At 73.4% G+C, this 22917-nt stretch carries 24 protein-coding genes; 14 read left to right on the top strand and 10 right to left on the bottom strand.

The window, feature by feature from the left end:
• Positions 1-108 precede the first annotated feature (108 nt).
• The 3 genes from ACYBSK_RS18110 (at position 109) to ACYBSK_RS18100 (ending at position 3933) form a co-directional block, all read left to right on the top strand.
• Positions 109-1293, top strand: coding sequence for a TIGR03364 family FAD-dependent oxidoreductase (locus tag ACYBSK_RS18110; protein ID WP_460246839.1), 1185 nt, complete (start codon positions 109-111; stop codon positions 1291-1293).
• A gap of 262 nt (positions 1294-1555) precedes the next feature.
• Entirely contained in the window at positions 1556-3397 is a 1842-nt protein-coding gene (asnB, locus tag ACYBSK_RS18105; RefSeq protein ID WP_460246838.1) for an asparagine synthase (glutamine-hydrolyzing), read from the top strand.
• A 146-nt stretch (positions 3398-3543) separates the two neighbouring features.
• Positions 3544-3933 (top strand): VOC family protein, encoded by a 390-nt coding sequence (locus tag ACYBSK_RS18100; RefSeq protein ID WP_457478159.1) that lies wholly within the window; start codon positions 3544-3546, stop codon positions 3931-3933.
• 63 nt (positions 3934-3996) lie between these two features.
• On the opposite strand, the gene ACYBSK_RS18095 is transcribed toward ACYBSK_RS18100, so the two are convergent.
• The 3 genes from ACYBSK_RS18095 to ACYBSK_RS18085 all read right to left on the bottom strand — a co-directional run bounded on the left by ACYBSK_RS18095 (position 3997) and on the right by ACYBSK_RS18085 (position 5251).
• Complete coding sequence (locus tag ACYBSK_RS18095) at positions 3997-4341, bottom strand: VOC family protein (protein WP_460246837.1); 345 nt, start codon at positions 4339-4341, stop codon at positions 3997-3999.
• A 41-nt stretch (positions 4342-4382) separates the two neighbouring features.
• The gene (locus tag ACYBSK_RS18090) at positions 4383-4619 is read right to left on the bottom strand and encodes a hypothetical protein (RefSeq protein ID WP_457478157.1); all 237 of its coding nucleotides are present in this window, start codon (positions 4617-4619) and stop codon (positions 4383-4385) included.
• 95 nt (positions 4620-4714) lie between these two features.
• Positions 4715-5251, bottom strand: coding sequence for an SRPBCC domain-containing protein (locus tag ACYBSK_RS18085; protein WP_457478156.1), 537 nt, complete (start codon positions 5249-5251; stop codon positions 4715-4717).
• Between the two features lie 151 nt (positions 5252-5402).
• Here ACYBSK_RS18085 and ACYBSK_RS18080 point away from each other — a divergent pair, with 151 nt between their 5' ends.
• Both ACYBSK_RS18080 and ACYBSK_RS18075 read left to right on the top strand, forming a co-directional pair.
• Positions 5403-6374, top strand: a complete 972-nt coding sequence (locus ACYBSK_RS18080) for a glutathione S-transferase family protein (RefSeq protein WP_460246836.1) — start codon at positions 5403-5405, stop codon at positions 6372-6374.
• Positions 6375-6411: 37 nt separating this feature from the next.
• Positions 6412-7560, top strand: a complete 1149-nt coding sequence (locus ACYBSK_RS18075; RefSeq protein ID WP_460246835.1) for a dihydrofolate reductase family protein — start codon at positions 6412-6414, stop codon at positions 7558-7560.
• Here ACYBSK_RS18075 and ACYBSK_RS18070 read toward each other — a convergent pair.
• Positions 7474-8436, bottom strand: a complete 963-nt coding sequence (locus tag ACYBSK_RS18070) for a DMT family transporter (protein ID WP_460246834.1) — start codon at positions 8434-8436, stop codon at positions 7474-7476. The two genes, ACYBSK_RS18075 and ACYBSK_RS18070, sit on opposite strands and share 87 nt — an antisense overlap.
• Positions 8437-8532: 96 nt before the next feature.
• Here ACYBSK_RS18070 and ACYBSK_RS18065 point away from each other — a divergent pair, with 96 nt between their 5' ends.
• Genes ACYBSK_RS18065 through ACYBSK_RS18055 form a run of 3 tightly spaced genes read left to right on the top strand, consistent with a single transcriptional unit; the run spans position 8533 to position 10306 of the window.
• Entirely contained in the window at positions 8533-9153 is a 621-nt protein-coding gene (locus ACYBSK_RS18065; protein ID WP_460246833.1) for a TetR/AcrR family transcriptional regulator, read from the top strand.
• Complete coding sequence (locus ACYBSK_RS18060; protein ID WP_460246832.1) at positions 9150-9578, top strand: protein-tyrosine phosphatase family protein; 429 nt, start codon at positions 9150-9152, stop codon at positions 9576-9578. Before ACYBSK_RS18065 ends, ACYBSK_RS18060 begins: the two co-directional genes overlap by 4 nt.
• Before the next feature lie 59 nt (positions 9579-9637).
• On the top strand, positions 9638-10306 hold the full coding sequence (locus ACYBSK_RS18055) for a DUF4230 domain-containing protein (RefSeq protein WP_457478150.1): 669 nt from the start codon (positions 9638-9640) through the stop codon (positions 10304-10306).
• Positions 10307-10372: 66 nt separating this feature from the next.
• Here the strand turns inward: ACYBSK_RS18055 and ACYBSK_RS18050 are convergent, their stop codons facing one another.
• The 5 genes from ACYBSK_RS18050 to ACYBSK_RS18030 form a co-directional block, all read right to left on the bottom strand.
• Entirely contained in the window at positions 10373-10744 is a 372-nt protein-coding gene (locus ACYBSK_RS18050; RefSeq protein ID WP_460246831.1) for a hypothetical protein, read from the bottom strand.
• A gap of 102 nt (positions 10745-10846) precedes the next feature.
• Positions 10847-11650 (bottom strand): putative protein N(5)-glutamine methyltransferase, encoded by an 804-nt coding sequence (locus ACYBSK_RS18045; RefSeq protein WP_460246830.1) that lies wholly within the window; start codon positions 11648-11650, stop codon positions 10847-10849.
• A 213-nt stretch (positions 11651-11863) separates the two neighbouring features.
• On the bottom strand, positions 11864-13141 hold the full coding sequence (locus tag ACYBSK_RS18040; RefSeq protein ID WP_460247053.1) for an MFS transporter: 1278 nt from the start codon (positions 13139-13141) through the stop codon (positions 11864-11866).
• A gap of 128 nt (positions 13142-13269) precedes the next feature.
• The gene (locus ACYBSK_RS18035; protein WP_460246829.1) at positions 13270-13734 is read right to left on the bottom strand and encodes a MarR family winged helix-turn-helix transcriptional regulator; all 465 of its coding nucleotides are present in this window, start codon (positions 13732-13734) and stop codon (positions 13270-13272) included.
• A gap of 67 nt (positions 13735-13801) precedes the next feature.
• Complete coding sequence (locus ACYBSK_RS18030; RefSeq protein ID WP_457478146.1) at positions 13802-14431, bottom strand: TetR/AcrR family transcriptional regulator; 630 nt, start codon at positions 14429-14431, stop codon at positions 13802-13804.
• A 141-nt stretch (positions 14432-14572) separates the two neighbouring features.
• Here ACYBSK_RS18030 and ACYBSK_RS18025 point away from each other — a divergent pair, with 141 nt between their 5' ends.
• The 3 genes from ACYBSK_RS18025 to ACYBSK_RS18015 all read left to right on the top strand — a co-directional run bounded on the left by ACYBSK_RS18025 (position 14573) and on the right by ACYBSK_RS18015 (position 19646).
• A complete protein-coding gene (locus ACYBSK_RS18025; RefSeq protein WP_460246828.1) occupies positions 14573-16015 on the top strand; it encodes a cytochrome P450 in 1443 nt (480 codons plus the stop codon).
• A gap of 38 nt (positions 16016-16053) precedes the next feature.
• Positions 16054-17784 carry an ABC transporter transmembrane domain-containing protein gene (locus ACYBSK_RS18020; protein ID WP_460246827.1) on the top strand — a complete coding sequence of 577 codons (1731 nt, stop codon included), beginning with the start codon at positions 16054-16056 and terminating at the stop codon, positions 17782-17784.
• A gap of 80 nt (positions 17785-17864) precedes the next feature.
• On the top strand, positions 17865-19646 hold the full coding sequence (locus ACYBSK_RS18015) for an ABC transporter ATP-binding protein (RefSeq protein ID WP_460247052.1): 1782 nt from the start codon (positions 17865-17867) through the stop codon (positions 19644-19646).
• 18 nt (positions 19647-19664) lie between these two features.
• Here the strand turns inward: ACYBSK_RS18015 and ACYBSK_RS18010 are convergent, their stop codons facing one another.
• Entirely contained in the window at positions 19665-20408 is a 744-nt protein-coding gene (locus tag ACYBSK_RS18010) for an MgtC/SapB family protein (protein ID WP_460246826.1), read from the bottom strand.
• 93 nt (positions 20409-20501) lie between these two features.
• Here ACYBSK_RS18010 and ACYBSK_RS18005 point away from each other — a divergent pair, with 93 nt between their 5' ends.
• The 3 genes from ACYBSK_RS18005 (at position 20502) to ACYBSK_RS17995 (ending at position 22910) form a co-directional block, all read left to right on the top strand.
• Positions 20502-20750: a hypothetical protein gene (locus ACYBSK_RS18005; RefSeq protein ID WP_460246825.1), complete on the top strand. Its 249-nt coding sequence runs from the start codon at positions 20502-20504 to the stop codon at positions 20748-20750.
• Positions 20751-20826: 76 nt separating this feature from the next.
• Positions 20827-21639, top strand: a complete 813-nt coding sequence (locus ACYBSK_RS18000; protein ID WP_460246824.1) for an arylamine N-acetyltransferase family protein — start codon at positions 20827-20829, stop codon at positions 21637-21639.
• Positions 21640-21734: 95 nt separating this feature from the next.
• Positions 21735-22910: a substrate-binding domain-containing protein gene (locus ACYBSK_RS17995; protein ID WP_460246823.1), complete on the top strand. Its 1176-nt coding sequence runs from the start codon at positions 21735-21737 to the stop codon at positions 22908-22910.
• Positions 22911-22917 lie beyond the last annotated feature (7 nt).

The following is a 22917-nucleotide window of genomic DNA, read 5'->3' as shown; positions in this document are numbered from 1 at the left end:
TGCGACGAGCAGGGCAAGGTCGGCCACGACGCACAGCTGGTAAACATCGAGAAAACTTGTATAGACAATACTTGCGGGTGGCGTCGACCGGTCCGCAGGCTGGGCGCCATGAACAACGCATCCGCACCCTCCCCCTCCCTTCCCACCGGCCACAGCGACGTCGTCGTGGTCGGCGCCGGCATCGTCGGCCTCGCCCACGCCTTCGAGGCGGTCCGGCGCGGCCTGCGCGTCACGGTGGTCGAGCGGGACCGGCGGCCGGTGGGCGCCTCCGTGCGCAACTTCGGCCACTGCTGCGTGACGGCGCAGCGCGGCGAACTCCTCGACCTCGCGCTGCGCTCGCGCTCCGGCTGGCTGGACGCCGCGAAGTCGGCCGGGCTGTGGGCGCCGGAGGCGGGCGCGCTCGTGGTCGCCCGGTCGGCGACCGAACTCGTCGTGCTGGAGGAGCTGCGCGACGAGCGGGGCGCGGACGCGGTACGGCTGCGCACCCGCGACGAGGTGGGCGAGGCGCTCGGCCGGACCGCGGAGGGCCGCGCGGACCTGGTCGGCGGCGCCCTGCTCCCCGCCGATCTGCGCGTCGACCCGCGCGAGGCGGCGCCGCGGCTCGCGGACTGGCTGGCGCGGCAGCCCGGCGCGACGATCGCCTGGGGCACCAACGTGCTCGGGGCGGAGTCCGGCACGGTGCACACCAGCCGCGGACCGGTGCACGGCGACCGGATCCTGCTCTGCGTGGGCCACGACCTCGACCGCCTCCACCCGGACCCGGCCGAGGCGCACGGTATCGAGCGCTGCCGTCTGTCGATGGCCCGGGTGACCGCGCCCGAGGCCTTCCGCACGGACGCGGCGGTCCTCACCGCGACGTCGATGCTGCGCTACGACGGCTTCACGGCGATGCCCTCGGCCGCCCGGCTGCGTACCGAAGTGGCAGGGCACAGCCCCGAGTTGCTGGACGTCGGCGCCAACGTGATGTTCACGCGGCTGCCCGACGGCACGGTGCTGGTCGGCGACTCGCACGCGTACGACGCGACGGAGATCCCGTTCCAGGACGAGGCGACGACGGATCTGCTGCTGCGCGAGGCGGCCCGCGTCCTCGGCGTCCCGTCGGTCCGCGTCACCGAACGCTGGCAGGGCGTCTACGCGAGCAGCCCCCGCGGCCCGCTGCTCGTCCGCGAGGTGGCGCCGGGCGTGCGGGCGCTCTCGGTGACGTCGGGGATCGGGATGACGCTGTCGTTCGGCCTGGCGGCGGCGACTTTTGACGGAACGTTGACCGACTCGGCCATCCTTGCCGAGGATTGATCAAGTCTTTGCCCGTGGCCGGATCGTTCTGGTCGCCTGAGGCAACCGAAATCATCAGGCCCACGTTGTCGGGCATTTGCGAAGGGGATCACTCCGTTTCGCGACCACGGCGGGGGCTGAAAACGCTCGCTCCGCCACCTCCCGCACGTTACGGGCACATTGACCGCCCCCACCGCCGTGTCACACGCTCGACACATAGATGTCGTGTACAACTTGTTGTTCCGGTTGGCCACGGCCGTACGGCGAGCAGGAGGAAGCGTTTATGTGTGGCATCACCGGCTGGGTTTCCTTCGACCGTGACCTGCGGGCCTCGGCCGACACATTGGATGCGATGACCCGGACCATGGAGTGCCGCGGTCCGGACGACCGCGGCACCTGGATCGAGGGCCCCGCCGCCCTCGGTCACCGCAGGCTCGCCATCATCGACCTGCCGGGCGGCCGACAGCCCATGACCGTCGAGACGCCCGACGGCAACGTCGCCCTGGTGTACTCCGGGGAGACGTACAACTACACCGAGCTGCGGGAGCAACTGACCGCGCGGGGGCACCGGTTCACGACCGACTCGGACACCGAGGTCGTGCTGCGCGGCTACCTGGAGTGGGGCGAGCGGCTGCCGGAGCGGCTCAACGGCATGTACGCCTTCGCCGTCTGGGACGGCCGCGTCGGCAAGCTCCTGATGATCCGCGACCGCATGGGCATCAAGCCCTTCTACTTCTACGAGACCCCGGACGGCGTGCTGTTCGGCTCCGAACCCAAGGCCATCCTCGCCAACCCGCTCGCCACGCCGCGCGTCGCCCTCGACGGGCTGCGGGAGCTCTTCACGTTCGTGAAGACTCCGGGGCACGCCGTGTGGGACGGCATGCACGAGGTCGAGCCGGGCACCGTCGTCACCGTCGACCGCGCCGGGCTGCGGCAGCGCGCGTACTGGACGCTGGAGACGAAGCCGCACACCGACGACCGGGACACCACCATCGCGCATGTGCGCGAGCTGCTGGACGACATCGTGCGCCGCCAGCTCGTCTCCGACGTGCCGCGCTGCACGCTGCTCTCCGGCGGCCTCGACTCCTCCGCGATGACGGCGATCGCGGCCCAGCAGCTCGGCGCGCGGGGCGAGACGGTGCGCAGCTTCGCGGTCGACTTCCTCGGGCAGGCGGAGAACTTCGTCGCCGACGAGCTGCGCGGCACCCCCGACACCCCGTTCGTGCACGACGTGGCCCGCTCCTCCGGCACCTCCCACCAGGACATCGTGCTCGACTCCAACGCCCTGGCCGACCCCGATGTGCGCGCCCGGGTGATCCGGGCCCGGGACATCCCGGCCGGCTTCGGCGACATGGACGCCTCGCTGTACCTGCTGTTCAAGGCGATCCGCGAGCACTCGACGGTCGCCCTGTCCGGGGAGTCCGCCGACGAGGTGTTCGGCGGCTACCGGCACTTCTTCGACGAGGAGTCCCGCACCGCCGACACGTTCCCGTGGCTGGTGCAGTTCGGCAAGCACTTCGGCGACGACGCGGACGTGCTCCGCCCCGACCTCGGCAAACGTCTCGACCTCACCGGATACGTCGCCGACAGCTACGCGGGCGCGGTGGGCGGCATCCAACGGCTCGACGGCGAGAGCGACTTCGAGTACCGGATGCGCCGCATCTGCCATCTGCACCTGACGCGCTTCGTGCGGGTGCTGCTCGACCGCAAGGACCGGGCCAGCATGGCGGTCGGCCTGGAGGTGCGCGTGCCGTTCTGCGACCACCGGCTCGTCGAGTACGTGTACAACACCCCGTGGGCGCTCAAGTCCTTCGACGGCCGGGAGAAGTCGCTGCTGCGCGAGGCGACCGCGGACGTGCTGCCGACGTCGGTGTACGAGCGGGTCAAGAGCCCGTATCCGTCGACGCAGGACCCGAAGTACGCGGTGGCGCTCCAGGAGCACGCGAAGGACCTGCTCTCGCGGCCCTCGCACCGCGTCTTCGACCTGCTGGACCGTGACCGCGTGGCCCAGGCAGCGCACCGGGAGACCCCGCAGATCACGCAGGCCTCGCGCCGGGGTCTGGAGCGGGCGCTGGACCTGGCGCTCTGGCTCGACCTCTACAACCCGGAGCTCGTCCTGGACTGACACCGCGGGAACGGGGCCGGCTCCGCGGGAAAAGGGGCTGGCCCCGCGCGCCGCTCTGTGTCTATGATCCCGGCCAGCATCGCGTGTCGGTCACCGTCCGGGTGAGACATGGAGGTGCCGGAGTTGCCTTCTGGAGGCAATTCACCATGGCAGTTCAGCTCAATCACACCATCGTGCACGCCCGGGACAACCGGGAGTCCGCCGAGTTCCTCGCCCGCGTCCTGGGGCTCGAAGCCGGCCCCGCGTGGGGCCCGTTCGTCCCGCTCGATCTGAGCAACGGCGTCACGCTGGACTTCGCGACGATCCCCGCCGAGTCCATCGTCACGCAGCACTACGCCTTCCTCGTCACCGAGGAGGAGTTCGACGGCATCTTCCAGCGCATCAAGGACGCCGGGCTCACGTACTACGCCGATCCGCACGGCAAGCAGCCGGGCGAGATCAACCACAACGACGGAGGTCGTGGCGTGTACTTCATGGACCCGTCGAACCACGGCATGGAAGTGATCACCCGCCCCTACGGGAGCGGTGCCGAGTAACCCCGGGATCCGGTGGGGCCGTGGCCTGCGGGCCCGGCCCCACGTCCCGCGGCACGGGGCCGGTCAGCCGTCCTGGAGTACCCCGAACACATTGCCGTCGGCGTCCTTCAGCGAGGCGATCCGGCGGCCGGGGCCGACCTGCGTGACCTCCTGCACGACCTCGGCGCCGGAGTCGACGAGGGACGCGACCATGGCGTCGATGTCGTCGACGGTCCAGTAGCCGACGGGGCCGCTCATGCCCTGCTGATGGCCCGCAGGGTTCAGCCCGAAGTGCTGTCCGGCCACGTCGTAGCCCACGTAGTACGCCTCGTCCGACGACGGCTCCACGCCCAGCAGCTTCGTGTAGACGGCCTTGGCCGCGGCGAGGTCGCGGACCGGGGTGATGATCGTGTGCTGACCGCTGGTCATGCAGTACTCCTTCATTCGGTGCGCGCCGGACGGGCGGCGGCTCAGCCGAAGTTCGTCACGTCCAGGAACAGGAACACCGTTCCGACGACGAACGAAGCGATGCCGAGCGCCCCCAGGGCGAGCGCCGTCCGTCTGGCCGGGCGGCAGGCCGCCTCGGCTTCCTCCTGCCGGACCGTAGCTCCACAGGGAAGCGCCGCGAGACCGTAGGTCACCAGTCCTGCGGTACCGACCGTGAGGCCGAGTCCGAGCCACGTCACACTCGCGGACATAAAGGACATGCGTCCGATTTTGCGCCCATTCGTGCGATCGCGCTATTCGGACGGTGACCGCCCGCACACGGTGCGAGTCCCGGCCCGGCGGGGCCGGGTCCGGCTCAGCCCGCCTCGTCCAGGCCCGGCACCGGCGCTCCGGAGGGGAACCCGGCCGCCGTGTAGGCGTCGTAGAGCTCCTTCCAGGGCGGCACCGCCCCCGCGCGCTCCCCGGACAGGGGCTCGCCGCGGTCCGCCGCGTCGAGGGCGAGCAGGCAGGCCTCCCAGCCCGCCGCGTTGCGCGCCGCCGCGTCCGCGCTCTCCAGCACGTTGGTCAGCGTCAGGTGGGTGCCGCCGTCGCCGCGCTCCTCCAGGTCGTACTGCAACTCGTCGCCACCCCACGTGAAGGAGAACTGGCGCGGGGGTTCCGCGGCGACGACCGTGCCCACCGACTCCGGCATGTTCGGGTCGTCGAAGAACCGGATCCGCGCGCCGGGGCGCAGTTCCCCGACCTCGAACGCGGAGGGGAACCAGTGCGCGAGGTCGGCCGGATCCGTCACGTACCGCCACACCCGCTCCATCGGCCGGTCGAACGTGCGGGTGAACCGGACGCCGGGCCTGCCGTCGTCCAGGGTGAGGTAGCTGCCCGTGGTGGTGGTCATGCCTGCGCCTTCCTTGCCGTCACGGTTGGTGCCCACCTCCGAGCCTCTCACCGGCCACTGACAGCCGCCTCCGCCACGGTGGTGCGGCGCGCGTTCCTCGGGCAGGCTCGATGCGCACGGAACGTGTCCGACGTCGACAAGGGAGACCCACGTGCCCGGCAACGCCTCGTACGGCAAGAAGGCCTTCAAGCGGTCCCGCAGCCACTTCGCGGACCGGATCACCGCCGACGGCCGCGACGGCTGGCCGGTGGAGGCGGGCCGCTACCGGCTCGTCGTGAGCAGGGCCTGCCCGTGGGCGAGCCGCGCGCTCGTGGTGCGGCGGCTGCTCGGCCTGGAGGACGCGCTGTCGCTGGCGGTCGCCGACCCGATCCAGGACGACCGCAGCTGGCGCTTCACGCTCGATCCGGACGGCCGCGACCCGGTGCTCAGCATCCGGTATCTGAGCGAGGCGTACGACGCGCGCGAGACGGGGTATCCGGGCGGCGTGAGCGTGCCCGCGATCGTCGACGTGCCGTCGGGGAAGCTCGTCACGAACGACTACCAGCAGCTGACGCTCGACCTGGAGACGGAGTGGACGGCGCTGCACCGGCCCGGCGCGCCCGACCTGTATCCCGAGGCGCTGCGCGACGAGATCGACGAGGTGATGGAGGGCATCTACCAGGACGTCAACAACGGGGTGTACCGCGCCGGTTTCGCCAACTCGCAGGAGACGTACGAGGAGGCCTACCGGGACGTGTTCGCGCGGCTCGACACGGTGTCCCGGCGGCTGGCCGGGCAGCGCTATCTCGTCGGCGACACCATCACCGAGGCGGACGTCCGGCTGTTCACGACGCTGGTCCGCTTCGACGCCGTCTACCACGGCCACTTCAAGTGCAACCGCAACAAGCTGACCGAGGATCCGGTGCTGTGGGCGTACGCGCGCGACCTGTACCAGACACCCGGCTTCGGGGACACGGTCGACTTCGACCACATCAAGCGGCACTACTACCAGGTGCACACCGGCATCAACCCCACGGCCATCGTCCCCGTCGGCCCCGACCCGTCCGGCTGGATCACCCCGCACGGCCGGGACAAGCTCGGCGGGCGCCCCTTCGGCGACGGCACACCGCCCGCGTCTCGGTAGGGTCGGGGCGTACGCCCCGCCTGGTCACGGAGTCGCCATGTCCCGCCCGCACGTGTTGTTGTCCGCCGCCGTGTCGCTCGACGGATGCCTCGACGACACGGGGCCCGAGCGGCTGCTGCTGTCCGGCGCCGAGGACTTCGACCGGGTGGACGCGGTGCGCGCGGCGAGCGACGCGATCCTCGTCGGGGCGGGAACACTGCGCGCGGACCGGCCCAGGCTGCTGGTCAACTCCGCCCGGCGGCGCGCGGAGCGGGTCGACGACGGGCGGCCCGCGTACCCGCTGAAGGTGGCGGTCACGGCCTCGGGCGAGCTGGATCCGGGGGACCCGTTCTGGACGACGGGCGGTGAGCGGCTCGTCTACACCACCGCGACCGGCGCCGCGCGCGCCCGCACGCGCGTGGGTGGCGCGGCCGACGTGGTGGACCTCGGTCCGCGCCTCGACTGGGCGGCGCTCCTCGACGACCTCGGCCGGCGCGGTGTGCGGCGGCTGCTCGTCGAGGGCGGGGCGCGCGTCCACACGCAGCTGCTGCAACTCGGTCTCGCGGACGAACTGCGGCTCGCCGTCGCCCCGTTGGTGGTCGGCGAGCCGGACGCGCCGCGGCTGTTCGGGCCCGGCTCCTACCCCGGCGGACCGCGCAGCCGGATGCGGGTGCTCGGCACGGAGCGGGTCGGGGACGTGATCGTGACCCGGTACGCGCCGACCGTCCCCGGCACCGGCGGGACGGCCACCGCGGCGGACCGGCACTGGCTGCGGCTGGCCTGCGAACTCGCCGCGGACTGCCCGCCGTCGCGGACCGCGTTCAGCGTGGGCGCCGTGGTCGTCGCCGAGGACGGCACGGAGCTGGCCCGCGGTCACTCGCGGGAGGGCGGGGACCCGGTGGTGCACGCCGAGGAGGCCGCGCTGGCCAAACTGGCCGGCGACGACCCGCGCCTCGCCGCGGCCACCGTCTACAGCAGCCTGGAGCCGTGCGCCCGCCGCGCCTCGCGCCCGAAGCCGTGTGCCCGCCTCATCGTCGAGGCGGGGGTGCGCCGGGTGGTGACGGCGTGGCGGGAGCCCGACACGTTCGTGCCGGGCGCCGACGGGATCGGGGTGCTCGCCTCAGCGGGCGTCGCCGTGGTGGAGGTGCCGGAGCTGGCCGACGCCGCGGTGCTCCCCAACCGGCACCTCGTCCCGGCGGCTCCGTAGCCGGTACGCGCGCGTGCCGCCGAGCCGGACGACCACGACGGCCGCGAGACCGAGGACGAGTCCGATGGCTGTGCGCACACCGAAGGGCTCGCCGAACATCAGCGCGCCCCACACGGCGGTCACCGGCGCCATCAGGAACATCAGCGTGTTGACCTGGGTGACGCCGCCCCTGCGCAGCACGATCCAGTACAGGCCGTAGCCGCCGAACGTCGACAGGCCGACGAGCCAGGCGATGGCGAGCCAGAAGGACGGCTCTGCGGGCGGCGCGGCCTCGCCGAACGCGACGGCGAGCCCGGTGAAGACGACGGCGCTGGTGGCGCAGTGCACGGTCAGCGCGACCATCGGCTCGACGCGGCTGCGCGAGCGGCTCTCCACGAACGTCGCCGCGACCAGGGACAGCATCCCGAGGAACGGGACGCCGTACGCCCACCACGGCACGCCCGTGGCGGCGCCCGCGTCGGCGGTCGTGACGACCAGGACGCCGGCCACGCCCAGGCACAGGCCGAGCCACTGCCGGGCGGTGACGTACTGGCGCAGCAGCGGTCCCGCGAGGGCGCCCGCGACCAGGGGCTGGGTGCCGTCGATGAGGGCGGTGGTGCCGCTGGAGACGCCGAGCTGGATGGCGTAGTAGACGGTCAGCAGGTAGCCGCTCTGCGACAGGGCGCCGATGACGACCTGCCGGCCGAGGGCGCGCCGGCCGAGCCCGCGCCATCGGTCCCTGCCGACCAGCACGGCGACGGCGCCGAGGACCAGCGCCAGCGGCAGGAACCGCCACATCAGGGTGGTCACGGCGCTCGCGTCACCGGCGCCGAGCTTGGCTCCGATGAAGCCGGAGCTCCAGGTCAGGACGAATCCGACGGACAGAAGGACGTTCATGGCGCGGCCACCGCCTCGCGTGATCGGGTTCAGATGCCAGAGGTATACAGATCGGTCTACCTGGCTCCACTATACAGATCGGTATAGCCTGGAGGCATGGCTACGACGACGACCCCCGCCCCGCCGACCGTCGACCCGGACCGCCCCGACCTCACGCCGGCCGCGCGCAGGGTCCTGGAGACCGCCTCCCGGCTGTTCTACGAACGCGGCATCCACGCCGTGGGCGTCGACCTGATCGCGGCGGAGGCGGGCGTCACGAAGAAGACGCTCTACGACCGCTTCGGCTCGAAGGAGCAGATCGTCGTCGACTACCTGGCGACCCGCGACGCCCGCTGGCGCGCCTACCTCGCCCGGCACCACGAGAACGCCGAACTCTCCCCCACCGACCGGGTGCTGGCCGTGTTCGACGCCTCCGAGGAGTGGATGCGCGCCAACAGCGGCAAGGGGTGCAGCATGGTCAACGCCCACGCGGAGATCAGCGACCCCGCGCACCCCGCGTACGCGGTGATCACGGGCCAGAAGAGCTGGATGCTCGACCTGTTCACGCGGCTGGCGCGGGACGTGGCGCCGGACGCGGCACGGGAGTTGGGGCGTTCGCTGATGCTGCTGCACGAGGGCGCGCTGGTCTCGGACGGCCTGGACGTGTTCCCGGACGCCTTCGGGCGGGCCCGCCGGATGGCGGCGTTCCTGCTGTCGGCGGCGAAGGACGCACGGTGACCTGGGAGGTCGGCGCACCTGGCGTGCTGCGGCTGCCGTCGGGGCGACTGGTGCGGGGCCGGGGGCTGCGCGCGCCGCTGCCGCCCGGTCCGTTGCCGACGTACGGCGTGTACCTGCTGGGCGGCCGACCTCCGCCCATGGAGTGGGAGTCGACGTGGCTGCGCTGGCCCGACTTCCGGCTGCCGGCCGACCCCGCGCACGCGCGTGCCGTGCTCACCGAGGCATGGGAGCGCTGTGCGCGGGAGCGGGTGGAGGTGGCGTGCGGGGGCGGGCGCGGGCGTACGGGGACGGCTCTCGCGTGTCTGGCGGTCCTGGACGGCGTACCGGCGCGCGAGGCGGTCGCCCACGTACGTGCGCACTACGCGCGTGGGGCGGTCGAGACGCCTTGGCAGAAGCGGTACGTGCGGCGGTTCTCCGTCGTGTGAAAGAGGCGTGATCAACGCATCCGGTGGCATGCGGTAGTCATGAGAAGGAGGTCGACCTCATGACGCCGAGGACCTCACTGCCCCGGTACGCGAAGGCAGCGCGGTTGCCGCGCTGGACGAAGGCGGTGGTCGCGCTGGCCGTCGTACTCGCGGTCCTGTTCACCGGATTGACCCTGGTGAACAGGCTCGACGACGTGTTCGGGACGGAGACGCACGACAGGACCGGGCCCGCGCTGCTCAAGTCCGTGCGGGACCTGAGCCGTTACGACGCCGCGTCCGGGAACTTCCAGGTGGTGGTGGATCTGGAGAAGGACTCCAAGTACCTGCCGGACGCCGTCCAGGGCACCCGCACGCTGTACGTGGGCGCGGGCTCCGTGGACGCCTACGTGGACATGGGGAAGGTCGGCTCGGGTGACGTACGGGTCAACGACGACCGTACGGCGGCGACCCTGAAGCTGCCGCACGCCCGGCTCGACGCGCCCGCGCTGGACGAGGACCGCAGCTACGCCGTGGCCAAGCAGCGGGGTCTGCTCGACCGACTGGGAGACGTGTTCTCCGACAACCCCAACGACGAGCGGGCCGTGCGCAAGCTCGCGGCCCGGCACATCGGTGAGGCGGCGAAGGACAGCCATCTCACGGAGCGGGCCGAGAAGAACACCACGGAGATGCTGCGCGGCCTGTTGCGCTCGCTCGGGTTCCGGGACGTGAAGGTCACGTACGGGACCTGACTCCGGCACGACCGAGGGACGGCGCCGCCCCGCGCCGTCCCTCACCCGTGCTTCCCTTGCTGCTGCTCAGTGGTGCGTCATCAGACGCAGGTGCAGTTCCTCCTCCTGATCGCCGGAGGCCGCGGTCGCCTCGGAGAGGGTGTACGCCTTCATCAGCGCCGCCCGCACCCGGTCGAGGGCCTCGTGGTTGCCCTGGATGTCCGCCGTGACCGGCCCGGACAGCGGCTCGGCCGGGCACGGCTCCGGGAGCGACGCGGCGTCCAGCGTGGTGAGCCAGACGGTCGCGCCGTCCTCCGGGCGTTCGCCGGACTTCCGGTCCGAGGGGAAGGCCGTGCACAGGACCCGCAGCACCGCGTCCGCGTCCTGGGGCGTGCAGTCGCTGAGGGCCACGCCCACCGTGCTGGAGGCGAACCCGTGGACGGGAGGTGTGTCGGTCATGGGGATGCTCCCTTCGCTCCCTGTACGTCACCGTTTCCGCGTACGTCACCGTTTCCGCTCGGTCACGGGTACCGGCGGCGCGCCCCGCGAAACCCCCGGCCCTCACGCCACGCGCGTACCGATGACGATCGTGGCGTACAGGTCGTCGTTCGCGACCACGCGCGCGTGCAGGCCCGCCGCGCGCACCGCCGCCTCCGCCGCGGCGGCCTGCCGCTCGCTCGTCTCGACGAAGAGGTGTCCGCCCGGCGCGAGCCACCGCGGGGCCTCGCCGGCCACCCTGCGCAGCACGTCGAGGCCGTCGTGCCCGCCGTCGAGGGCGATGCGCCGCTCGTGCTCGCGGGCCTCCGGCGGCAGCAGCGGAACGTCGCCGGTGGGCACGTAGGGGCCGTTGGCGACGAGCGTGTCGACGCGGCCCCCGAGGTCGGCGGGCAGCGGCGCGAACAGGTCGCCCTCGTGCACCTCGCCGCCGAGCGGGCAGAGGTTGCGGCGGGCGCAGCGTACGGCCGCGGGGTCGAGGTCGGCCGCGTGCAGCCGCGCGGGGCGGCGCTGGGCGAGGACTGCGGCGACGGCGCCCGTGCCGCAGCACAGATCGACGACGACGGCGCCCGGCCGCGTGCGGGCGAGGGCCTCTCGGGCCAGGAACTCGGTGCGGCGGCGCGGCACGAACACATGCGGTTCGACGGCGATCCGCAGCCCGCAGAACTCGGCCCAGCCGACGACGTGCTCCAGCGGCAGTCCGCTCGCCCGCCGCTCGACCATGGCGGCCAGGGCGGCGGCGTCGCGGGCGGTGGAGAGCAGGACGCGTGCCTCGTCCTCGGCGAAGACGCAGCCCGCGGCGCGCAGGGCCGCGACGACGGAGACGGAGTCGAGTGGAAGGGGTGAGCCGGGCGGTGAAGAAAGCGACATGAAGGGTGGGGCCTCTCGGGATACCGAGGGGGCTCCCGGTCACCGGACGGCCGCGGCCTCGCTCAGCGTGAGCGGGCGGGGCGCACGGCGGGGGCAGGGAGCTCCCGACCTGACACAACGGTGATCGGACCCACCTCCTCGTTCCCTCGCGGCGCTGATCGGCCCGGCCACACTACCGCACCGGACACGCGTCCGACGGGCGCCGGCCGGGGCTCAACTCCGGCGCAGCGCGCGGTCCGTGACGGTCAGCGCCACGAGGAGCAGGCCCAGGACGACGGAGACGCCCGCCATCAGGTGCAGACCGCTGTCGGTGGCGCGCTGTCCGTAGGCGAGGGCGATCAGGCTCGACGCCGTGATGGCGCCTATGTACTGCGCGGTGCGCTGGAGTCCGGCCGCCGAGCCGATGTCGGCGGCCGGAGCGTGCTCCTGGACGGCCGCCTGGTTGCAGGTTCCGACGAAGCCCTGCGGGATGCCGAAGCAGGCGCCCGCGAGCAGGAGCAGCGCCAGTGGTGTGTCGCCGTCGAGGAAGGCGAGGAGTCCGGCGCCCGCGGTCAGCAGGACGCCCGCGGTGACGAGCGGGGCGCGGATGCCCTTGGTGCGGGCGCCGAGCAGCGAGCAGACCAGTGCCGTGAGGGACATCGGCAGCATGAGCAGTCCGGTGTGTCCGGAGGAGTAGCCGCGCGCCTCCTCCAGCCACTGCGTGAAGCCGTACATCACGCAGTAGATGAGCAGATAGCTCAGGCCGTGGCGGAGGTAGGTGCGGGCCAGCGGTGCGTTCCCGGCGAGCATGCGGACGTCGATGAACGGCGTCTTGGCGCGCAACTGCCACCACACCAGCACCCCGGCGAGCGCGAAGAAGGGCGCGAGCAGCCACCACACGGGGTCGGAGAGGTCGAGCAGGAAGAAGACGAGCACGGTCAGGGCCGTGGTGAACAGGCTGATGCCGAGCGGGTCGAGGGCGGGCCGCGGTGCCGGTGCGCCGGCTCGGGCGCGCGCCGGGTCCCGGGGGATCCACAGCAGGGCGCAGCCGAACGCGATCGCCGCGACGGGCACGTTGACGGCGAAGATGCCGCGCCAGCCGACGACCATGACGAGAAGTCCGCCGAGCGTCGGGCCGACGGCCGCGCTGCCGAGCGCGGCGAAGGAGAGCCGGGCCATGACGGGGCGCGGCGGGCGGCGGCCGACCCGGTGGCCCTCGTCGCGCAGCACCGCCATCGCGGCGGGGTAGGCGGCGGAGGTGCCGATGCCGAGGAGCAGCCGGGAGACGATCAGCCAGCCGAAGGCGGGGGCGAGGGCGCCGACGATCCCGGAGACGCACACGACGACGAGGCCGGTGAGGAAGACGCGGCGCGGGCCGAGCGTGTCGGCGAGCTTGCCGAGGACGGGCTGGGCGACGGCGCTGGCGAGATAGAGGACGGAGATCAGCCAGGCCGTGTCGGCGGCGCCGATCCCGAAGTCGTGCCCGATCGCCACCAGGGCGGTGGAGATCATCGTGGTGTTGAGGGGGTTGAGCACCGAGCCGAGGAGGAGGGGCGCGGTGAGCCGGGCCCGGAAGCCCTGCCGGCGCGCGGGGGACTCGCCGCTGTCGGTGGCGACCGCCTGGCCTCCCACGCCCTGGGTCACTTGCGCACCAGCCGTTCGAGCAGCGCGGTGGCCTCGGCGAGGGCCCGGCGCTCGGCGGGGTCCAGTTCCTCGGCGAGCGCCCGGGTGAGCCAGCCGTGCTTGGCGGCGCGGACGGCGTCGAGGGTGGCGCGGCCGCTGCCGGTGATCGACACGACGGACTGCCGCCCGTCGTTCGGGTCCGGGGCGCGCGACACGAAGCCCTGCTCCTCCAGCGCGGCCAGGGTGAGCCGCATGGACTGGGGGCGCACGTACTCGGAGCGGGCGAGCGCGGCCGTGGTGGCGGGGCCCTCCCCTTCGAGGCGCACGAGGACGGTGCGCTGGGTGGGGGTGAGCAGGCTGTCCGGCGACGCGGTGCGCAGCCGGCGCGAGAGGCGGCCGACGACGGTGGCGAGGTCGGTGGCGATCCGCTCGGTGGGCGGCTCTTCCTGCTCTTCGGCTGCGGGCCCTTGCGTTCCTGACATGCCGCCCACCGTACGAGGTAGACAGGAAGCCTTGCAAGTTACCCTTGCAAAAGACCCGGGGCGGGCGCTACGGGAGCCCGATCGCGCCGAGCAGCGCCCGCGCGCACAGGTCCCTGACCTGCTCGCGCGTGAGCTCGCCCGCGTCGAGCCAGTCCAGACAGACGGCCACGAGGAACGCGAGCCAGCCGCGCACGGCGAGGCGCAGCGCGGCCGGCTCGGGCAGCCGGCCGGCGATGCGCGGGTCCGCCGCGAGGGCGGCCATGATCTGCTCCTCGTGCGCGGCGAGCCCTTCGCGGTACACGGCGCGCACGGCCGGGTCGCCCGCGGCCTCGGCGCGATGGAAGGCGCGGAAGCCGTGGGCGTGCGTGGCGACGTATTCGAGGAAGGTGTCGAGGCCCGTGCCGAGCTGCTCGCGGACGGGGACGCCGGGCACGGCGGCGGTCAGCCGCAGCATCCGCTGGCTCTCGCGCTGCACGACGGCGGCGAAGAAGTCCTTTTTGTTCGGGAAGTAGTGGTACAGCAGCCCGCGGGAGACCCCGGCGATCTCCGCGACCTCCTCGATCCACACGTCGCCGTACGGGGCTCCAGCGAACAACTTGGAGCCCACGGACAGCAGTTGCTCGCGGCGCTCCTGCGTGCTGAGCCTGCGCCGGGCGCGCTCCCCCGGTGCCGACGCTCCCGCTTGCTCCCTGGTCATGGCCGCACCCTACTCGACACGTCACTCCTTACTTGACGTGAGTTCAATAACAGGCCCAGACTGTGGCGCGTTGTTGAATCCACGTCCAACAGTGTGGTCCGGGTGACCCAACACGGCACCCGTGCAAGGGAGATGGGCACGATGGCGCAGGTGACACAGGCCGCGGGGACCCCGCTGCCGCGAGGGTTCCGCAGTGCCGAGCAGGGGTGGCCGCGCCTGGACCGCATCCCCCACCCCGCACGCCGGGTGCCGGTGATCGGCGACGTGGTCGGCGCCAATGTCCGCACTCCCTTGCAGGACTCGATGAAGCTCGCCGCCGAACTCGGGCCGATCTTCCGGCGCAAGGGGTTCGGCAAGGAGATCGTGTTCGTGTGGGGCGCCGAACTCGCGGCCGAGCTGGCCGACGAGTCACGGTTCGCCAAGCACGTCGGACTCGGCGTCGCCAATCTGCGCCCCGTCGCGGGCGACGGCCTGTTCACCGCGTACAACCACGAGCCCAACTGGCAGCTGGCGCACGACATTCTGGCGCCGGGCTTCAGCCGTGACGCGATGGCGGGCTACCACCCGCTGATGCTGGACGTGGCCGGGCAGTTGATGGCCTCCTGGGACGTCAGCGAGGCCGCGGGCCGGACGGTGGACGTGCCCGCCGACATGACCAAGCTGACCCTGGAGACGATCTCGCGCACCGGGTTCGGGCACGACTTCGGATCGTTCGAGCGGGAGCGGCCGCATCCGTTCGTGACCGCAATGGTCGGCGCGCTGACGTTCGCGCAGCGCCGCAACGTCGTCCCGCCCCTGCTGTCCGTGCTGCTGCGCGGCGCCGAGAAGCGCAACGCCGCGGACCGCGCGTATCTGAACCGCACCGTCGACGAGGTGGTCGCGGCGCGCCGGGCCGCGGGCGGCGGGCCCGGCGACCTGCTCGACCGGATGCTGGAGGTGACGCACCCGGAGACGGGCGAGCGGCTCACGCCGGAGAACATCCGCCGCCAGGTGATCACGTTCCTGGTCGCCGGGCACGAGACGACCTCGGGTGCGCTGTCGTTCGCACTGCACTACCTGGCGCAGCACCCGGAGGTGCTCGCCAAGGCGCGGGAGGAGGTCGACCGGGTGTGGGGCGACGCCGAGGTGCCCGCGTACGAGCAGGTCGCCAAGTTGCGCTATCTGCGGCGGGTGCTGGACGAGTCGCTGCGGCTGTGGCCGACCGCGCCCGCGTTCGCCCGCGAGGCCGTCGCGGACACCACGCTGGGCGGGACGCACCCGATGCGGCGCGGCGCCTGGGCGCTGGTCCTGACGACGATGCTGCACCGCGATCCGGCCGCGTGGGGCGACGCCCCGGAAGCCTTCGACCCGGAACGCTTCACGCCGCAGGCGGTCCGCTCCCGCCCCGGCCACGTCTTCAAACCGTTCGGCACGGGCGCCCGCGCCTGCATCGGTCGGCAGTTCGCCCTCCACGAGGCCACGCTGGTCCTCGGCCTGCTGCTGCGCCGCTACGACCTGCTCCCCGAGCCCGGCTACCGGCTCGCGATCACGGAGCGGCTGACCCTGATGCCGCGCGGCCTGCGGCTGCACCTGAACCGCAGGTGAGCCGACCCGGGGTGCGGGGCTGCGCATAGGGTGCGGCCATGAGCGACTCCGGCGCGGACGTGCGCGACAGACCCGGCGGCAGCGACCCCGGAATACCGGAACTGCACGGTCCACTGCGGTACTTGGGGTGGCTCGTCGCCCGCCAGCGCGGTCGCGTCGCGGCCGCCTCGCTCTACGGCAGCCTGTGGATGCTGGGGCTCACGTTCCCGCCGTACCTGCTGTCGCGGGCCGTCGACGACGGGCTGCGGGGCGACGACTCCGGGGCCCTGTACGGATGGTGCGGGGCGCTGCTCGCGCTCGGGGCGGTCACCGCGTGGCTCGCGATCATGCGGCACCGCACGATGACCCGGGTCCGCCTCGACGCCACCTTCCGTACGACACGGCTCGTCACGCGGCACGCCACGGTGCTCGGGGCGGCGCTGCCGCGGCGCGTCGCGGCCGGCGAGGTCGTCACCATCGGCGTCGGCGACGTGCGGCGCATCAGCCAGACGCTGACGATCGCCGGTCCCGGCGTCGGCGCGGTCGTCGCGTACGCGGTGGTGGCCGGGCTGCTGCTGTCGATCTCGGGGCTGCTCGCGGCGGTGATCCTGCTCGGTGTGCCGCTGCTCGCGGTGGCGCTCGGGCCGCTGCTCACCCGGCTCCAGGGCGCCGAGTCGGGGTACCGGGAGCGCCAGGGGGCGCTGGCGGCACGGCTCGCGGATCTCGTGGGCGGCCTCGGTGTGCTGGCCGGGCTCGGCGGCAAGGACGTGTACGCGCGCCGCCTGCGCCAGGACACGGCGCGGCTGCGCGCTGAGGGCTACCGGGTGGCGCGTGTCATCAGCTGGATCCAGGCACTGGCGGTCGGCCTGCCCGCCGTCTTCCTCGCCGTGGTGACCTGGCTGGCCGCGCGGATGGCCGCGCAAGGACAGCTCTCCATCGGCGAGTTGGTGGCCGTCTACGGGTACGTGGCGATGCTGGTCGTGCCGGTCGAGGCCTTCATCGAGGGCGGGTACGACCTGGGGCGCGGGCTCGTCGCGGCGCGGCGGGTGCTGCGCTTCCTCAGCCTGGAGCCGGAGACGGCCGACCGCCGCTCCCCCGTGCCCGGCCCGGCGGAGCACTCCGCGCTGCACGACCCGGTGTCCGGGGTGACCATCGCGCCGCGGCGGCTCACGGCGCTGGTGTCGGCGGGCCCCGGTGCGGCGGCCGCCGTGGCCGACCGGCTCGCCCGGTTCGCGCCGACGGCGGTGACGTGGGGCGGCGTGGCGCTCGACACGGTGGACCTGACGGAGGTGCGGCGCCGGATCCTGCTGGCCTCCCCCGAGGCGGATCTCTTCGCGGGGACGGTACGGGAGGCCGTGGCGGGGCGGCACGCGCCCGACGACGCGGCGGTCGCGGGAGCGCTGCACGCGGCGGCGGCCGACGACCTGCCCGGCGGCAGGGACGCCGCACTTCTCGCGCAGGGCCGGAACCTGTCCGGCGGGCAGCGGCAACGGGTGCGCCTGGCGCGCGCGTTGTACGCGGACCCCGAGGTGCTGCTCGCCGTGGAACCGACCTCCGCCCTCGACGCCCACACGGAGGCCCGCGCCGCGGACCGGCTGCGGGCGGCGCGGCGCGGCCGGACGACCGTGGTCACGGGCACCTCCCCGCTGCTGCTCGACCGGGCGGACGAGGTGTGCTTCCTGCGGGACGGCGTGGTGCGCGCCACGGGCAGCCACCGCGAACTGCTGGCACGGGACCGGGAGTACCGGGAGCTGGTGGGGCGGGGGACGGCCGCGGAGGGCGAAGGATAGCCGGAGCGGGGCCGACTTCGTGCGGGAGGCGGTGAAGCGTGAGCACGTCCAGTGAGCCCACGGCATCCCAGGCGTCCGAGGTGTCCCGCGGCGTCCTGCCCGTCGCCGACCGGCGTACGGTCCGGCGCGCGGCCCTCGCCATGGTCCGCGCCGATCGCCGTGCCTTCCTGTGGACGCTGGTGCTCAACTGCCTCGCCGCCGGCGCCGGGCTCGTCGCGCCCTGGCTGCTCGGGCGGATCGTCGACGACGTGCGGGGCGGCACGAGCGTGGGGCACGTGGACCGGGCGGCGCTGACGATCCTGTGCTGCGCCGTGGCCCAACTCCTGCTGCTGCGCTGGGCGCGGCTCGTGGGTCACCGGTTCGGCGAGCGGACCGTGGCCCGGGTGACGGACCGGTTCGTGGACCGGGCGCTCGGGCTGCCCGCCTCGGTGGTCGACCGGGTGGGCCCCGGCGACCTCACCAACCGCGGCACCAACGATGTGGCGGCGGTCGCGATGGCGCTGCGCGACGCGGGGCCCGACGTGTTCGTGTCGTCCGTGCAGGTGCTGTTCCTCGCGGCCGCCGTGGTCGTGGTCGAGCCGGTGCTCGGCGCGGTCTCGCTGCTCTGCCTGGCCGGCATTCCGGTGGTGGTGCGCTGGTACCTGCGGCGGGCCCGCACCGCGTACCTGGAGCAGGGCGAGGCCGATTCGCGGCTCGCGGAGCAGCTCGCCGCGACGGCCGCGGGCGCTCGCACGGTCGAGGCGTTCGGGCTCCAGGAGCAGCGCCTGGAGGCCTGCGAAGAAGCGATCCGGCACAGCTACCGCACGCGGATGCGCACCCTGGCGCTGCGGACCGTGCTGTTCCCGTCGGTCGACGTCTCGTACGTCCTGCCGGTGGCCGCCGTCCTCCTGGTGGGCGGCGCCCTGCACGCGCAGGGCGGCATCGCCCTGGGCGCGATCGTGACGTGCGCCCTCTATGTGCGTCAGTTGTCGGGACCGTGCACCACGATCCTGCTGTGGGTGGAGCAATTGCAAAGCAGCGGCGCCTCCTTCGCCCGCGTCGAGGGTGTGGGCAACACCGAGGAGTCCAGGCGCTTGGGGAAGAACGCTTCCCCGCGCGCGTACGACGAGTTCGGGCAGCCCGCGCCGCGCGGTGACACCGTCGAACTGCGCTCGGTGCGCTACGCGTACGAGGGCGGCGGCGATGTCGTGCGCGGGGTGGACCTGACCGTCCGGGCGGGCGAACGGCTGGCCCTGGTCGGCCCGTCCGGGGCGGGCAAGACCACGCTGGGCAAGCTCCTCGCCGCGATCCACGCGCCCCGCACCGGCTCGGTCACCGTCGGCGGCGTCCCGGTCACGGCGCTCGCGCCGGACGAACTGCGCCGCCACATCGTGCTGGTCACGCAGGAGCACCACGTGTTCCTCGGCTCGGTCCGCGACAACCTGCGCATCGCCGCGCCCGACGCCGACGACGCCCGGCTGCGCGCGGCCCTCGACGCGGTCGGAGCCGACTGGGTGCAGGGGCTCCCGCGGGGACTGGACACGGAACTCGGCGGCGCCGCGCTGCGCCTCGAAGGCCCGCAGGCGCAACAGCTCGCCCTCGCGCGCGTGGTGCTGGCGGACCCGCACACCGTGGTGCTCGACGAGGCGACGGCCCTGCTCGATCCGACCACGGCCCGCCACACCGAACGCGCTCTCGCGGCGGTGCTCCGCGGCCGCACCGTCATCGCCGTCGCCCACCGCCTGTCCACGGCGCACGACGCGGACCGCGTCGCGGTCATGGAGGACGGGCGGCTGACCGAACTGGGACCGCACGCGGAACTGGTGGCCGCGGACGGCGCGTACGCGGCGCTGTGGCGGTCGTGGCACGGAACGGACGCGTAGCCGGTCCCGCGTCCGGGATCAGTCGTCCGGCGCCGACGCCAGCGACGCCACATCGAGGACCCCGTCCAACTCCGCCAGCACCGCGACGAGTTCCGGCACGTCGGCCGCGCCCTCGATCTCCATGCGGACGGCCATGGTGCGCACGCGGCCCCCGTCGGGGTCCCAGTCGGCACTGTCGTTGCGGAGTTCGACGACGCGGAAGCCCCGGCTCGTGCACTCCTCCAGGACGCGGGTGAGGACGCTGGAGCCGACCCGGTAGGCGAGGTGCAGGCCGGTGCGCCGCTCCGTGGCGAGGGCGGGGATCCGGCGGGTCAGCCAGGGGTAGCCGCGTACGACGAGGAAGTGGCAGGCGGTCGCGGCGATGGCCAGCAGCGGGAGGCCGCCGCCGCACGCCATGCCGATCGCGCACGTCAGCCACACGGTCGCCGCGGTGGTCAGGCCGCGCACCGCGTCACGGCGCACGAAGATGAGGCCGCCGCCGATGAAGCCGATGCCGGAGACGATCTGCGCGGCGACCCGCGACGGGTCGAAGGACACACCGTCCAGGCCGAGCACGGAGTTGAACCCGTGCTGCGACACCTCCATGAACAGCGCGCTCCCCACACCGACGAGCGTGTGCGTGCGCAGCCCCGCGCTCTTCTGCTGGACGGCGCGCTCGGCGCCGATGAGCGTGGAGAGCACCAGGGCGAGCCCCAACTCGGCCAGTTGCCGGAGCCCTTGCCCGGCGGACGGGTCGAACAGGGGGAACGCGGACGACGGCACGGGCGGGGCCCTCCTCTGCGGTGGTGGATCTTCCCGAGGGTAGCCCCGCGCCGTTCGGGCCGGATTGTCAGACCCATGCGCAAGAGTGGACCCATGAACGGGACGAGGAACCACGGACAGCAGACGAAGAACCCCGAGTTGGCGGCGGCGCAGGCCTGCCTGCGTCTCATGCACACGGCGCGGGCCGCGCTCTCCGGCTCCGAGCCGCCCACCACGGCGGCGGTGCTCACGGTGCCGATCGCGGAGGCCGACGAGGCGCTGCGCACGGCCGGACTGGCGGGCAACGAGGCGTGGTTGCTCGAGCGGATCTACGGTCTGGGCCTGGACGGCGAGTCGCCCTAGCGCCCGGTGTCACGCTCCCGGCCCGCGCCGCGCGTCCCGGCTCACGCCCAGCGCCCGGTCCTGGGAGACTGAGGCGATGGACCCTCGCCGTACCGACGCCTATCTCCGCCGCATCGGCGCCGCGCGCCCCGTGGCGCCGACCGCGGACGCGTTGCGCGCGCTGCATCTGGCGCATCTGCGCGCCGTGCCGTTCGAGAACCTCTCCGTGCATCTGGGCGAGGAGATCGTTCTCGACGGGCAGGCGCTCGCCGCGAAGCTGGTCGACCGCGGCCGCGGCGGCTTCTGCTACGAGCTCAACGGGGCGTTCGGCGCGCTGCTGGAGGCCCTGGGCTTCGAGGTGACGCGGCACCAGGCACGGGTCGCGGGCGAGGACGGCCGGTTCGGCATCCCGTACGACCACATGGCGTTGCGCGTGCGCGCGGCCGACGGGACGACGTGGCTCGCGGACATCGGGTTCGGCACGCACACCCACTACCCCCTGGTGTACGACGAGCGGGGCGACCAGCGGGATCCGGGCGGCGTGTTCCGGATCGCGGACGCCACCACGGACACGTTCGAGGGCGGCGCGGAGGGCGATCTCCTGGTGCTGCGGGACGGGCGCCCCCAGTATCTTCTCGACCAACGGCCGCGCGCGTTGCGGGACTTCGAGGCCGGTGCCTGGTACCACCGCACCTCCCCCGCCTCCCACTTCACCCGCTCCCTGGTCTGTTCGCTGCTCACCGGGGACGGCCGGATCACCCTCAGCGGTCATACGCTCACCACCACCGTCGACGGCGAGCGCACCGTCACCGAACTCCCCACCGACGCCGCCGTCCTCACGGCCTACGACCAGCACTTCGGCATCGTTCTCGCGCACGTACCGCCGGAGCCGAATCCGACGGAGGGCTGACAGCCGTCCCCACCCGCTGGTTATGCTGCGCCGGAGCGTTCACCGAAACGCTCAAACGAACAGCGGTACCAGCGGGTCATGAGGGGGCCACCAGCATGCGCGAACCGGTCGATCTCCGGCGGCAGCGGATCCTCGCCGCCGTCCAGGCGCGCGGCGCGACGCGGGTCAGTGATCTGGCCACGGAGCTCGCGGTGTCGGTGGTGACGCTCCGCCGCGACGTCGAGGAACTGGCGCGCGCGGGCAAGCTCCGCCGCGGCCACGGCACCGTCCGCCCGCTCCTTCCGGAGCCGGACGAGCGCCGGGACCGGAGCCCCGCGCGCGCGACCGGGCCGGTACCGGCGCTGGAGGCGGGCCCGGACGGCGGCCCCGTCGCGGTCGTCGTCCCCGAACGCCACGCGTATCTGTACGAGATGCTGCACGGCGCCCGCACCGCGTTCGAGGAGGCCGGGGTCCGGATCGCCCTGCACATCGCGCCCGCCGCGCCGGGCGCCGAACAGCCCATGGTGGAGCGGGCGCTGGCGGACGGCGCGCGCGGTCTGCTGATCGCCCCGCGCTGGCGCAGCCGGGTCACCGAGGAGAGCGACTACGCCTGGCTCGCCGAGGTCGACGTGCCCATGGTCGTGATGGAGCGCAGGCCGCGCCGGGGCAGCGCGCTGCACGGCGTGGACACGGTGTGCACCGACCACTGGTACGGCGTGCACCTCGCCGTGGAGCACCTCACGGGTCTCGGTCACCGCCGAATCGTGCTCGCGGCGCGCGACGACAGCCCGACGGCGCGCGCGGTGCGCGCCGCGTTCGCCGAGATCGCGGCGGAGCACCCGCGGGTCGACACGTGGGCCGTCGCCCTCAGCTCCCCCAACGCCGTCCCCGACCTTCAGGCCCGGCCCGCCGAGCCGGCGCTCGACCTGCCGTCGCTGGTGGGCGAGTTGGGCGCGACCGGCGCGCTGCTGCACGGAGACGTCGACGCGCTGATGCTCGTCCAGTCGCTGCGCGACGCCGGGCTGCGCGTCCCGGAGGACTGCTCCGCCATCGCGTACGACGACGTGGTCGCGGGCCTCGGCAGCACGCCCCTGACGGCCGTGTCCCCGCCGAAGACGGAGGTGGGACGGGCGGCGGCGGAGCTGCTGCTGCGGCGCCTCGCCCGGTGTGCGGCGGGCGACCCGGTCGGTCCGGCGCACCGGGTGGAGCTGCTGCCGACGCTCAAGGTGCGCGGTTCCACCCGTTCCGCCCCGTATCGCGATCCGGTGACCTCAACTCCCGCCGCACAGTGAGCGTTTG

Source organism: Streptomyces sp. BYX5S, assembly GCF_054724165.1.
Note: the sequence above shows the minus strand (reverse complement) of the source record. Positions and strands in the feature narration are given on the sequence as shown.